General features: G+C 71.7%; 8 protein-coding genes and 1 pseudogene. 4 read left to right on the top strand and 5 right to left on the bottom strand.

What is annotated here, in order from left to right; genetic code table 11:
- Nucleotides 1–4: 4 nt before the first annotated feature.
- From IG99_RS08530 to IG99_RS08520, 3 genes are read left to right on the top strand one after another with little or no spacing between them, the layout of a single operon-like run.
- Nucleotides 5–379 carry a VOC family protein gene (locus tag IG99_RS08530; RefSeq protein WP_037672202.1) on the top strand — a complete coding sequence of 125 codons (375 nt, stop codon included), beginning with the start codon at nt 5–7 and terminating at the stop codon, nt 377–379.
- A gap of 50 nt (nt 380–429) precedes the next feature.
- On the top strand, nt 430–888 hold the full coding sequence (locus IG99_RS08525; protein ID WP_037671553.1) for a hypothetical protein: 459 nt from the start codon (nt 430–432) through the stop codon (nt 886–888).
- On the top strand, nt 885–1,661 hold the full coding sequence (locus tag IG99_RS08520) for an isocitrate lyase/PEP mutase family protein (RefSeq protein WP_037671551.1): 777 nt from the start codon (nt 885–887) through the stop codon (nt 1,659–1,661). The genes IG99_RS08525 and IG99_RS08520 overlap by 4 nt, the downstream gene beginning before the upstream one ends.
- Nucleotides 1,662–1,738: 77 nt before the next feature.
- Here IG99_RS08520 and IG99_RS08515 read toward each other — a convergent pair whose 3' ends face one another.
- The 5 genes from IG99_RS08515 to IG99_RS08495 form a co-directional block, all read right to left on the bottom strand.
- On the bottom strand, nt 1,739–2,296 hold the full coding sequence (locus IG99_RS08515) for a peptidase inhibitor family I36 protein (RefSeq protein WP_037671550.1): 558 nt from the start codon (nt 2,294–2,296) through the stop codon (nt 1,739–1,741).
- A gap of 160 nt (nt 2,297–2,456) precedes the next feature.
- Nucleotides 2,457–3,242 carry an alpha/beta fold hydrolase gene (locus IG99_RS08510; RefSeq protein WP_037671549.1) on the bottom strand — a complete coding sequence of 262 codons (786 nt, stop codon included), beginning with the start codon at nt 3,240–3,242 and terminating at the stop codon, nt 2,457–2,459.
- Complete coding sequence (locus IG99_RS08505) at nt 3,235–3,819, bottom strand: TetR-like C-terminal domain-containing protein (RefSeq protein WP_037671546.1); 585 nt, start codon at nt 3,817–3,819, stop codon at nt 3,235–3,237. Before IG99_RS08505 ends, IG99_RS08510 begins: the two co-directional genes overlap by 8 nt.
- A gap of 178 nt (nt 3,820–3,997) precedes the next feature.
- Nucleotides 3,998–6,484 (bottom strand): SpoIIE family protein phosphatase, encoded by a 2,487-nt coding sequence (locus IG99_RS08500; RefSeq protein WP_078947585.1) that lies wholly within the window; start codon nt 6,482–6,484, stop codon nt 3,998–4,000.
- A gap of 175 nt (nt 6,485–6,659) precedes the next feature.
- Nucleotides 6,660–10,931, bottom strand: coding sequence for a HAMP domain-containing protein (locus tag IG99_RS08495; protein WP_037671541.1), 4,272 nt, complete (start codon nt 10,929–10,931; stop codon nt 6,660–6,662).
- A 421-nt stretch (nt 10,932–11,352) separates the two neighbouring features.
- Between IG99_RS08495 and IG99_RS08490 the strand changes: the two are divergent.
- Nucleotides 11,353–12,429: pseudogene (locus IG99_RS08490) on the top strand (MFS transporter); the annotation flags it as partial.
- Nucleotides 12,430–12,959: the final 530 nt, after the last annotated feature.

Genomic DNA, 12,959 nt, shown 5'->3' with positions numbered 1-12,959 from the left:
CCGCATGACTTCCGCCATCCGTCACACGACGATCGACTGCGCCGACGCCTACGCCCTCGCCACCTTCTGGTCCCAGGTCCTGGGGCAGCCCCTGCACGAGGACGACCAGCCCGGCGACGAGGAGGCGCTGATCGAGGGCGCCGGCCTGCTCTTCGTCACCGTGCCGGAGCGCAAGACCGTCAAGAACCGCGTCCACGTCGACCTCCAGCCCCAGGACCGCACTCGCGACGAGGAGGTCGACCGCCTGCTCGCTCTCGGCGCGACCCTCTTCTCCGACCAGCGCAGGCCGGACGGCACGGGCTGGGTGACCCTCGCGGACCCGGAGGGCAACGAGTTCTGCGTGGAGCGGAGCGCGGGGGAGCGGGAAGGCGCAGCCTGAGCCCCCATCGTTCGGCCGCCGCCGAAACGAGCGGGACCTAGCGTGCCGGTATGACCGACAACCCGCAGGAGACACCGGCCCGGGCCGTCACCGGCATGGTCGACCACGTGCTCGCCCTCGCCGCCACCTGGACCGCCTGGGACGGCGAGCCCGCACACGTCGACGACCGTGTGTACACCCCGCACAAGGCGATCCGCAGGGTCGCCGATCACTTGGTCGACCACCTGGCGGAGATGGAGGCACGGCTGGCGGGGGAGGAACCGCGGCCGGACCACTGGCACGCCTCCGCCCTGACCAGCGAGGCGGATCTCGCGCCCTTCACCCAGCAGGACCTCGACGAGGCACGCAGCCGCCTCACCCGGCTCGCGCGGATCTGGGCCAACCGTCTGGACGCGCTGACCGACGAGCAACTGGACGCCTCGCCCGGCGAGGGCTGGAGCTTCCGTGAACTGGCCCTGCATCTCAGGGGGTCGGAGTACTACGCCGACGCCGTGGGGGATCTCTCGTGACTCCCTTCGCCGCCCTTCACCGCGCCGACGAACCTCTCCTCCTGCCCAACGCCTGGGACCACGCCTCCGCGCTGGCCCTGGCGGGGCAGGGCTTCCACGCGGTCGGTACGACGAGCCTCGGCGTGGCGGCGGCAGCGGGGCTGCCCGACGGGGCGTCCGCGGCCCGGGACGAGACCCTGAGGCTGGCCCTCGCCCTCGGTACGGCGCCCTTCATGCTCTCCGTCGACGCGGAGGGCGGTTTCAGCGAGGATCCCGACGACGTGGGCGAGTTCGCCCGGGAACTGGCGGCCGTGGGGGCCGTCGGCATCAACCTGGAGGACGGACTCGGTCCCGCCGACCGGCACGCCGCGAAGGTCACCGCGGTGAAGTCGGCGGCACCCGGTCTCTTCGTCAACGCCCGCACGGACACGTACTGGTTGGGCGAGGGCGACGAGAAGGAGACCCTCGCCCGCGTCGACACCTACCGACAGGCGGGCGCCGACGGCGTGTTCGTCCCCGGCCTCACCGATCCGGGCCGGATCGCCGCCCTCGTGGACCACCTCGACGGCACCCCGCTCAACATCCTCTACTCACCGACCGGACCCGGCCTCCACCGGCTCGCCGACCTCGGGGTCCGTCGTGTGAGCCTGGGCTCGCTGCTCTACCGGCGAGCCCTGGGGGCCGCGTTGGAGGCGGTCGCCGACATCCGGGCGGGGCGGGTGCCGCGGGGCGGGACACCGACGTACGACGACGTACAGGCTCTCGGTCGGCGGGGGACTTCGAGCTCCCGGTGACGGGCCGGCCCGCTCGCGGCTGCGAGGAGGCCGGCCCGCCACCGACTGGCGGCTCCGTTCCTGGTGGTGGACCGCCGTCAGGCGGCCACTGAACTCGCCCAGTCGTTGTAGGCGCCGAGGTTGGAGCTGTAGGAGTTGGGGCTGATGGAGATCTGGCCGCCGCGTCCGCCCTCGTGCTCGGCGAGCCAGGCGTACGAGTTCGACTGGCGGTTGCGCCAGGACGACGTCTTGTCGTTGAAGTCGTACTGGTTGAGGTCCTGCCAGTAGTAGTCCCGGAAGATCAGCCGACGTCCGCCGCCGTTGCTGTGTTCGTACAGGCAGGTCCAGCCGTCCGCGCAGGCCGGCAGGGCCCGGACGTCCGCCCTCCCGCGCAGCAGGGGATCCGTGGCGCGGGAGTAGCCCAGCGCCTTGTCCGCCTCTTCGTGGGTCTTGAAGCAGCGCACCTTCGTTTTGGAGTACACCACGCAGCTGCGGGCGTCGCCCCAGCCGTCGTGCTTGAGGTTGACCGTCCGCTGTCCGAGGGTGGCGACGGCGCCGTCCGGCGTCGACGCGGACGCCGTCGGTACCGGGCCGACGAGCATCATCCCGGCCGCCGTGAGCACAGTGGCCGTGAGTACAGACCTGACTTTCCTCACTGTTCCCCCTTGCTTGGCTGTGCGGGGCCGGTCCCACTCATTCGTGAGGCGGCTTCTCACGCCGGACCGCGCGTTTTCCCCTTGGCGTGTCCACGCCCGACCCCCCTTTGGTCATGTGCATGTCTATTGCGCGGGTGGCGTCGGGTCAAGAAGGCGAGCGCTAGATCTTCAACGTCTCCGTCAGCCGCTCGGCGAAGGCGGCGGGATGCTGGAGCGTGCCCATATGGCCGCCCGGGAACTCGACGAACTCGCTGTGCGTGGACGCGGCGAGGAGCTCGGCGGTGCGGTGCAGCAGTTGGCCGCGTGAGTCGGCGCCCGCGGCGACGGTGAGCTGTATGCCGGGGAGGTCGGTGGCGGGGGTGTATGCCGTGAACGGGCGCAGGACATGGCGGAGGGAGAGAGCCATGGGGTTGCTCAACTCCTCCGACCGGGGCAGGGGGCGCGGCTCGGTGTCGTCGTCCTCCGGCTGCTGTCCTGCCAGCACCGCGGTCATGCGCCGGGCCGCCGCGTCCAGGCCGGCCGTGTCGTAGGCGTCGCACACGGCACGGAACTCGGCCTGTCGCTCCGCCCCGTCCGGCAGGATCCCGACGACCGGCGGCTCGTGGGTGACCACCCGGCCGAGTCGGTCGGGGTGGCGGGCGAGCAGGTCGAGGGCGGCGACGGCGCCGGCACTGGTGCCGAGGACGAAGGCGGAGTCGCCGTCGGCGAGCACGGCGTCCAGGACGCGGTGGGCGCCCTCGCTCCAGTCCTCGACGCGCTGGTCGCCGACCGGCTCGCCGAGGCGACCGTGGGCGAGGCCCAGGGGGTCGTAGGTGACGACGGTGAAGCGGCCGGCGAGGGCGTCCGTCAGGGGGCCCAGCCCCATGGGGTGGCCCGCGCCACCGGGGATGATCAGAAGTACGGGTCCGCTGCCGCGTACGTCGTAGTGGTCCGTTGCGTCAGTCATGGGGCTCCTCCTCGGGAGGCCAGTGGGTCAGTGAGACGTGCAGGGCGTCGATCGCCCGGTCCCAGGACCTGCGTACGTCGCGCGGGGCAGCGAACGCGCCGGTGGCCTCCAGGGCGCAGTAGCCGTGGAAGGTGCTGCGCAACAGGCGGACGGCGTCGGTGAGGTCGGGTTCGGTGAGGCCGTAGGCGCGGAGCATGCCGTAGGTGATCTCGGCGGTGCGGCGCAGGGCGGGAGACTCGGCGACGAGGGCCTGGTCGATGCGGATCTGCGTCGCCGCGTACCGGCCCGGGTGCTCAAGGGCGTATGCGCGGTAGGCGTCCGCGAACGCGGCCAGCGCGTCCTTGCCGGCCCGTCCGGCGACGGCCGCGGCGATCCGGTCGATCATCTCGCCGCCCGCCAGGAAGGCGATGCGGGTGCGCAGGTCGCCGAGATTCCTGACGTGCGAGTACAGGCTCGCGTCCTTCACGCCGAAACGGCGCGCCAGCGCGGAGACCGTCACGTTCTCGAAGCCGACCTCGTCCGCGAGATCGGCCGCCGCCGCGACGACCCGCTCGGTCGTGAGGCCGGCTCTGGGCATGGGGCCACCGCCTTGCGTACGCAGAAACCTAGGAGATCTAGGAAGCAGCCTAATGCAATGGCGGGACTGTCCGGCCGGAGGGGAGGGTGCGCGCCGAGCCGCTTCCCCGACTCGGCGCGCTGAAGGGTCATACGCTCGCGCAGGCCGAATTGTTCGAAGGAACAGGTGAACTCGCGCGTCACCCCACCCGGATCCCCACGATGCACGTGTCGTCGTCGGTGTCCGACCTGCTGTAGGTCAGCAGTCGGTCGAGCTGCTGGTCGAGGGTGGTGGGAGCGGCGCGGGCGGCGGTGAGGAGGTGGGTGAGGGACTCCTCGACGGAACGGTCACGGCGCTCGATCAAACCGTCCGTGTACATCAACAAGGTGTCCTCGCCGTTCAGTTGGAGCTCTTCCTCCTCGTAGGTGACCTCGGGCAGTACGCCGAGCAGCATCCCCTTGACCAGGGGCAGGGGAGCCGCCTCGCGGTCCCGCACGAGCACGGGCGGCAGATGGCCCGCCCTGGCCCAGCGGAGCGTGCGCCGCTCCGGGTCGTACAGACCGCACACCGCCGTCGCGGTGATGCCGCCCGTCAGGTTGTGCGCCACGATGTTGAGCCACGACAGCAACTGGCCCGGCCCGGCCCCGGTCACCGCCAGGCCGCGCAGCGCGTTGCGCAGGACGACCATGCTGGTCGCGGCCTCGATGCCGTGCCCGGCCACGTCTCCCACGCACAGCAGCACCATCCGGGACGGCAGGACGACGGCGTCGTACCAGTCGCCGCCCACCAACTGCTCGGTCTCCGCGGGCCGGTAGCGGACCGCCACCTGGAGGTCGGGCACCCGCAACGGTGCCTGCGTGGGCGGCATGATGGCGTGCTGCAACTGCAGGGCCAGCCGGTTGCGTTCGGTGGCCTGCTGCTCGGTGTGGGCCAGCTGGTCACGGGTGGCGGCGAGCGCCACCTCGGTCCAGTGCTGGGCCGAGATGTCCTGGCAGGCGCCGCGCACCAGCAGCAACCGGCCGTCGGTGTCGAGGACCGGTTCCGCGACGACCCGGATGTGCCGGGTCACCCCGTCCGGCCGCTGGAGCCGGAAGGCGGCGGACGCCGGCCGCCGCTGGTGCAGCAGCGTGCGCAGGAAGCGACGGATGGAGACACCGTCGTCCGCGTGGGCATGCGCCGGCAGCTCCTCCAGAGGCACCGGGGTGCTCGACTGCGGCCGCCCGAACAGGTCGAACAGCTGCCCGTTCCAGGTGATCTCACCGGTCAGCACATGCTGCTCGAAGCCACCGATGCGGCCCAGGCGCTGGGCGTGCTGGAGCAGACTCGCCAGCCGGGCCGTCTCGTCCTCGATGCGCCAGATGAACAGGACGGCGGAGCCGTGCCGGCTGATGCTGATGTCCGCGACCGCCGACAGTGGCACCTGGTCGACGAGGGCGGTGAGGTTCATCCGGCGGGCCCGGAACGGCTCACCGGTGGCGTACACCCGCTCGACGCGCTGGAACAGCTCGCTCTCCCCGGCCGCGATCGGGTACGCCTCCAGCAGGAGCGCGCCGCTCACCATCGCCCGAGGCCTTCCGGCCGGGTCCAGGAAGCGGCTGTTGACGTGCTGGATGCGGAAGTCCACCAGCTGCCCCGCGCCGTCGAGGTGCGGCACCAGCACGAGGGCCGGGTCGTGCAGCCCGTCCGCCAGGTCCATCAGCTCCGCGGCGTCGGGCAGCAGACGCGGCTCGTGGCTGGGACCCTGCAGCAGGGTGTACGTCTCCAGCGTGTGCGCGCACAGCTCGGCCAGGGCCTCCAACTGGCGGACGATCTGCGGGGGTTGCTTCGACAGGGGTGTCGGCCAGGCGATCTCCAGCACCCCGTGGATACGCCCGCCGACGCCCGCGGGCAGGGCGGCCCGGCCGCCCTCCGGATGCTGGTGCAGCCCGATGCTGGGCAGCCCGGCCTTCCCGAGGGACGTGATCCACTGTCCCGCGCGTTCGGTGAGTCCGGACCGGGCCACCGTCGCCACGTCCGGGGGGACGTAACGCCAGCGCGTGGCCTCGGCCGGGGAGAACCCGGCGCTGCCGGCCAGGGTGAGCGAACCGTCGTGCCCGGCGGCCCAGATCGCCACCGCCACCGCGCCGAGCGGCCGCAGCGCCTGCTCCAGCAGGGCGTCGGCGACCGCCTGCGTGTCGTCCGCGGCCAGCGCGCCGCTCTCGGCCGCGCGCAGGCGTACGGCGACCGAGTCGGCCTCCGCCCCGTCGGCGGCCCGGGTGGCGGCGAGGAACGCGTCCGTCACCTCGGACATCCGGTCCCGGGCGGCCTGGTTGATGACGTCGACCGCGAACTCCAGGGGAGTCAGCTGCGCCTGCTCGGCCAGCTCGGCCAACTGCCGGGCGGCCTGGGCGGGTCCGCACCCCAGCCGTTCGACCAGGATGCCCTTGGCGAGCTCGATCAGGGCACGCCCCTCGGCCTCCGCCTGCGCGGCCCGCACCTCCCGGCTGAGCCGTTCCACGGTCGCCGCCAGCCGGCCCACCGGTGAGGCGGGCGTGGCGCCCACGGGATCCGCGGGTGGCCCCTCCGGGGACACGAGCTGCGAGGCGGGGTCGTCGGGGAGCACCGGCACGGTGGAAGAGGGCGGGGTGGTGGAGGGTTCGAGCCGCGGCTCGCCGTCCGGACCCGTTTCGGGCGGCTGCTCGGACATGCTCACGGTGTGGAGGCTCCTCGGCTTGAGCGCGCTGGCGCGCGGAACGGGAGACGCTGCGGGGCGCCCGGCCTGCCGGTGTACGGCGTGGCCGCCCGACCGGCGCACGGGGCCGGCGCCCCGCCGCTGTGCGGGACGGGCGCCGAGCCGACGCGCCGGACGGGCGGCGGCGGGCTCACGCGGGCAGCCAGCGGCGGACGCACGCGATGAGGTCGTGCGTGTCGACCGGCTTGGTGACGTAGTCGCTGGCGCCCGAGGCGAGGCTCTTCTCCCGGTCGCCGGGCATCGCCTTCGCCGTCACCGCGATGATGGGCAGCTCGGCGTACTGCGGCATCCTGCGGATCTCGGCGGTCGCGGTGTAACCGTCCATCTCCGGCATCATCACGTCCATCAGCACGAGCGCGACGTCCGGGTTGTCCACCAGGGCCTCGATCCCTCTCCGCCCGTTCTCGGCGTGCAGCACCCGGAAGCCGTGCAGCTCCAGGATCCCGCTGAGCGCGAAGAGGTTGCGCGCGTCGTCGTCGACCACCAGGACCGTACGCCCAGCCGGCGGCACGTCCAGGGGGTGCGGCGCCAGACTCGGCGATTCCTCGGTCCTCACCAGGGACAGCACCTCACCGGGCTCCTCGGCCGCCAGGTGCAGGGCGATGCGCTCGCGCAGTTCGTCGAGGCTGGACAGGAACTCCAGTGCCCCTCCCGAGGAGCCGGACCGCAGCGTCTCCTCCAGGGACGCGTCCGAGCGGTGACCGTTGTGCACCAGCACCGGCACGCTCGCCAGCGCCGAGTCGCCCTCCAGGGCTTGCAGGAACCGCGACGCTTCCCCGTCGCGCAGACCCAGCTCCACGACCACGCAGTGGCACGGTTCGGCCGCGAGGGCACCGGCCGCCTCCTGCGCCCCGACGGCGGTGATGATGTCGACCGACGGCCGCGGCCCACCGTCCTCCCGGCCGTGCGTCAGATCGGTCACGACGCTCTCCGCGACCAGCGTCAGCAGACCGCGCGGCCGCTCCTCCACGATGAGCAGCCGCCGGGGCCGCGGCCCCGGACCGATCTGCGCCACCGGCGCCGCCGTGGACGCCCCCTCGGGAAGGGCCTCGTCCGACAGCCGCTCGGGGGGCCGGCCGTGAGTGAGCACCTCCTCGAAGTCGGCCCGGGCCACCGGCAGGAACAGCGTGAACGTGCTGCCCTGGCCGGGTGTGCTGTCCACCGTGACGGCACCGCCGAGCAGATGGGCGATCTCCCGCGTGATGGACAGGCCCAGGCCCGTTCCGCCGTACTTGCGGCTCGTCGTGCCGTCCGCCTGCTGGAAGGCGCCGAAGATCGTCTCCAGGTGCTGCTCCGGGATGCCGATACCGGTGTCCCGCACCCGGAATGCCACCACGGCCCCGCCCCGCATCACGCCCTCGGGCACCGCGTCGTCCGCCGCCGGTTCGATGCTCAGCTCCACGCTGCCCCGTTCGGTGAACTTCACCGCGTTCGACAGCAGGTTGCGCAGCACCTGGCGCAGCCGGGAGTCGTCCGTGAGCAGGTCCGCGGGAGCGCCGGGCGCGGTCGTCACCGTGAAGTCGAGGCTCTTCTGCGTCGTCATCGGCCGGAAGGTGGCCTCGACGTACTCGATGAGCTGCCGCAGCGCCACCCGCTCCGGGGTGACGTCCATCTTCCCGGCCTCGACCTTCGACAGATCGAGGATGTCGTTGATCAGCTGGAGCAGGTCCGAACCGGCGGAGTGGATGATCTGCGCGTACTCGACCTGCTTCTGGGTGAGGTTGCGCGAGGGGTTCTGGGCCAGCAACTGGGCCAGGATGAGCAGGCTGTTGAGCGGGGTGCGCAGCTCGTGGCTCATGTTCGCCAGGAACTCCGACTTGTACTTCGACGCCAGCGACAGCTGCTGGGCCCGGGTCTCCAGCTCCTGCCGCGCCTGCTCGATCTGCAGGTTCTTCGCCTCGATGTCCCGGTTCTGGGCGGCCAGCAGCGAGGCCTTCTCCTCCAGTTCCGCGTTGGAGCGCTGGAGTTCCTCCTGCTGCACTTGCAACTCGGCGGAACGGGACTGCAGTTCACCCGTAAGGCGCTGCGACTCGACGAGCAGCTCGTCGGTACGGGCGTTGGCCACGATGGTGTTGACGTTGACGCCGATGGTCTCCATCAGCTGGGCCAGGAAGTCCTGGTGGGTCTGCGTGAACGGGGTGACCGACGCCAGCTCGATGACACCGAGGACCTGGCCCTCGACCACGATGGGCAGCAGCACCAGCGCGGTCGGCACCACCTGGCCGAGACCGGAGGAGATGGTCACGTAGTCCGGCGGCAGCTCGTCCACGGTGATGGTGCGCCGGCTGCGCGCGGCCTGGCCGACCAGGGTGCGGCCGAAGGGGATCCGGGCGGGACGGGAGTCGTCGTCGGGGTAGCCGTAGGAGCCGACGAGCCGCAGCTCGGGCCGGCCGTCGCCGTCCTCGGCCAGGTAGAAGGCGCCGTACTGGGCCGACACCAGCGGCACCAGCTCGTCCATGATCAGCTCGGCGACCACGGGCAGGTCGCGATGGCCCTGCATCAGGCCCGAGATCCGGGCGAGGTTCGTCTTGAGCCAGTCCTGCTCCTGGTTGGCCCGGGTGGTCTCGCGCAGGGACTCCACCATGGAGTTGATGTTGTCCTTGAGCTCGGCGACCTCGCCGGACGCGTCCACCGTGATCGAACGGGTCAGGTCCCCCTCGGCGACGGCGCTCGCGACCTCGGCGATCGCGCGGACCTGCCGGGTCAGGTTGCCCGCCAGCTCGTTCACGTTCTCCGTCAGGCGCTTCCAGGTGCCCGACACGCCCTCCACCTCGGCCTGACCGCCGAGACGTCCCTCGGTGCCGACCTCGCGGGCGACGCGGGTGACCTCGTCGGCGAAGGCGGACAACTGGTCGACCATCGTGTTGATCGTCGTCTTGAGCTCGAGGATCTCGCCGCGCGCGTCCACGTCGATCTTCTTCGACAGGTCGCCCCTGGCCACCGCGGTCGTCACCAGCGCGATGTTGCGCACCTGGCCGGTGAGGTTGTTGGCCATCGAGTTGACGTTGTCGGTGAGGTCCTTCCAGGTGCCCGCCACGTTCGGCACGTGCGCCTGCCCGCCGAGGCGTCCCTCGGTGCCGACCTCGCGGGCGACCCGGGTGACCTCGTCGGCGAACGCCGACAGCGTGTCGACCATCGTGTTGATGACGTCCGCCAGCGCCGCGACCTCGCCCTTGGCCTCGACCGTGATCCGCTGCGACAGATCGCCGCGCGCCACGGCGGTGGCGACCTGGGCGATGGAGCGGACCTGGCCGGTCAGGTTCGACGCCATCACGTTGACGTTGTCGGTGAGGTCCTTCCAGGTGCCCGACACGCCCCGCACCTGGGCCTGCCCACCGAGGCGTCCCTCGGTGCCGACCTCGCGGGCGACCCGGGTGACCTCGTCGGCGAAGGCGGACAGCTGGTCGACCATCGTGTTGATGGTGTTCTTCAGCTCCAGGATCTCGCCGCGCGCGTCGACGGTGATCTTCTGCGAGAGGTCGCCCTTGGCGACCGCGGTCGCCACCAGCGCGATGTTGCGGACCTGGCCGGTGAGGTTGCCCGCCATGAAGTTCACCGAGTCGGTGAGATCCCGCCAGGTCCCCTTGACGCCCTTGACGTCCGCCTGGCCCCCGAGGCGTCCCTCGGTGCCGACCTCGCGGGCGACGCGGGTGACCTCGTCGGCGAACGCGGACAGCTGGTCGACCATCGTGTTGATGGTGGACTTGAGTTCCAGGATCTCGCCGCGCGCGTCGACGGTGATCTTCTGCGAGAGGTCGCCCTGCGCCACCGCCGTGGTCACCTGCGCGATGGAGCGCACCTGGCTGGTGAGGTTGCCCGCCATGTGGTTCACGGAGTCGGTGAGGTCGCGCCAGACCCCGGCCACGCCCGGCACCTGGGCCTGCCCGCCGAGGCGTCCCTCGCTGCCGACCTCGCGAGCGACCCGGGTGACCTCGTCGGCGAACGCGGACAGCTGGTCGACCATCGTGTTGACGGTCTCCTTCAGCTGGAGGATCTCGCCGCGCGCGGGTACGTCGATCTTCTGGGAGAGGTCGCCCTTGGCGACCGCCGTCGCCACCTGGGCGATGTCGCGGACCTGGGTGGTCAGGTTGCCCGCCATGGCGTTGACCGAGTCCGTCAGGTCGGCCCAGGTGCCCGAGACACCCGGCACCTGGGCCTGCCCGCCGAGGGTGCCCTCGGTGCCGACCTCGCGGGCCACCCGGGTGACTTCCGAGGTGAACACGGACAACTGGTCCACCATGCCGTTGAAGACCTTGGCGATGTCGCCCATGAGGCCGTCGGCGTCGTCCGGCAGGCGGGTGCCGAAATCTCCGTCCCGGACGGCCGTCAGGCCGGCCAGAAGCTGACGCAACTCCTGATCACCCCAGGCCGCGTCGACGACTCCGGTGCTGTTGCTGGTCATGCGCACCCTCGTTCCGCTCCCCAAGAGCCCTCACAGCCGAGGACTCGGAACCCCTCCGGGCCGATCACTCCGTGGCCCGTTTTCGTGCATGCATTTCCGCAGTTCACGGATCTGCGCGATGAGAAAAATACGCCGCAGGCTATCCCACGCTCCATCCCTGCAACAAAGCTCGGGGCATGTCCTGAGCCACTGTGATCGGGACGGTGACGATCCTGCATGGCCCTGCGAAACCGGGGTACTAGGAAGGGTTTTCTCGCATGTGAAACCGCCCGGCAGAAACGCCGCGCTGCGCATGCGCACAACCTGTCTCGATTCGGCCCCGCCCCCAGGTCATTGACCGCCGCGAGCCGTCACCCGGCGACATAAGGTGGCCGGGGAAGGTGGCCGGGGAAGGTGGCCGCGGACGGGGGAAGGGTGCGGGGTGACGCACGGGGCGCACAAAGAGGACGAGCCGCTCGACGGCACCCGGGACACCGGCCCGTTACCTCGGCGACCTCTCTGGCGGCAACGGGACTTCACGGTCTTCTGGACCGCGCAGACCCTCTCCTTCCTGGGCGACTCCTTCGCCATGATCGCGCTGCCCCTGCTGGTGCTCCAGGCCACCGGGTCGCTCGCCAGGATGGGTCTGCTCACGGCCGTCGGCGGGGCGGCCTCGGTCGTGGCGGCCTTGTTCGCGGGGGCCGTGGTCGACCGGGTGGACCGGCGCAGGCTCCTCATCGGCTGCGATCTCGTCCGCATGGTGCTGTACGGGGTGATCCCCCTGGTGTGGCTCTTCGGGCCGCACGTCGGGCTGCTGTACGTGGTCCTGCCGCTGGGCGAGGCCGTCGGCATGCTCTTCGCCGTCGGCTATGTCACCGTCGTACGCGGCCTGGTCGGCACCGCCCGCCTCACCGAGGCCAACGGGCGGCTCAACGCGACCGCCGCCGCGGCGGGTGTGCTCGGACCACTGGGCGCGGGTGTGGTCGCCGCGTGGACCGGCCCGGCCGCGGCCGTCGGCGTGGACGCGGCCAGCTTCGGCGTCTCGGCGGCCTGTCTGGCCGCGGTACGACTACGGCGGCGCCCCGCCGACGACGAGCGGGCGGCGCGGCGGACCGGGCTGTGGCAGGACCTGCGCGCCGGGGTGGGCTTCCTGTACGGGCATCCGGTGCTGCGCGCGCTGACCGTCCTGCTGTTCGCCTTCAGCTTCCTCACCCTCGGCCTGACCGACCTGGTCATCTACCACCTCAAGCACGACCTCGGCCACGACGACGGCATCGTCGGCGCGGTCATGGCGGCCGGCGCGCTCGGCACGGTCGCCGGCTCCCTGCTCGTGGCCCGGGTCCGCCGTCGGTTCGGCTTCGGGCCGACGTGGAGCGGTTCGATCGCCGTGTGCGGACTGGCCTTCGCCGGACTGGGCTGGACGCGTGACGTGCTCGTCGTGGCCGCCCTGAGCGCGGCGTTCCTGGCCTGCGTCGCCATGGCCGGCACCTGCTCGATGTCGCTGCGCCAGGAGGTCACGGCCGGGCGCGAACACCACGTACGACTCCGGCAGGTACGACAAGTTCGCCCATTCCTCGCGCACATGGGTGCGGGCCAGTGTCCGGCCGCAGCGCGCACAGGCGATCCAGGGCACGAGGAACGTCCGCTCGGACGGGTGCTCCGGCAGCACGGACCGCACGGGCACCAGCTCCGCGGCGCCGTCCTCGAACACCCGCAGCGAGGCGTCCCCGGTCGGCACGGCCGGACACGCGACGATCCCGGCCCCCAGCGCGTCCCACTCACTCCACTGCTCCGCCATCACCGCGATCTCCGCGCGACTCGACTCCGCCAGGCGCACGCCCTGTTCGAGCAGCCTCCTCACCAGCAGGTCGAGCCCGCCCTCCTGCTCCCCGATGTCCCAGCACGCCTGGACCTCCGCCACGTCCTCGGCCCTCGGCAGGAGCCCGGCGAGCCGGGACCACACGGCGCCCTCGGCGGCGTAGGCCAGTGCACGTCCCTCGTTCATGGGCAGCGAGCCTAAGGGGTCCTTTCACCATGAGCACCCGATCA

The sequence above is a fragment of the Streptomyces griseus subsp. griseus genome (assembly GCF_000720255.1).
Lineage (GTDB): Bacteria > Actinomycetota > Actinomycetes > Streptomycetales > Streptomycetaceae > Streptomyces > Streptomyces griseus_I.
Note: the sequence above shows the minus strand (reverse complement) of the source record. Positions and strands in the feature narration are given on the sequence as shown.

Coding starts and splice junctions, on each gene's coding strand:
- IG99_RS08500 (WP_078947585.1), bottom strand. CDS start 6,484: ATGTCCGAGCAGCCGCCCGAAACGGGTCCGGACGGCGAGCCGCGGCTC.
- IG99_RS08525 (WP_037671553.1), top strand. CDS start 430: ATGACCGACAACCCGCAGGAGACACCGGCCCGGGCCGTCACCGGCATG.
- IG99_RS08510 (WP_037671549.1), bottom strand. CDS start 3,242: ATGACTGACGCAACGGACCACTACGACGTACGCGGCAGCGGACCCGTA.
- IG99_RS08530 (WP_037672202.1), top strand. CDS start 5: ATGACTTCCGCCATCCGTCACACGACGATCGACTGCGCCGACGCCTAC.
- IG99_RS08495 (WP_037671541.1), bottom strand. CDS start 10,931: ATGACCAGCAACAGCACCGGAGTCGTCGACGCGGCCTGGGGTGATCAG.
- IG99_RS08505 (WP_037671546.1), bottom strand. CDS start 3,819: ATGCCCAGAGCCGGCCTCACGACCGAGCGGGTCGTCGCGGCGGCGGCC.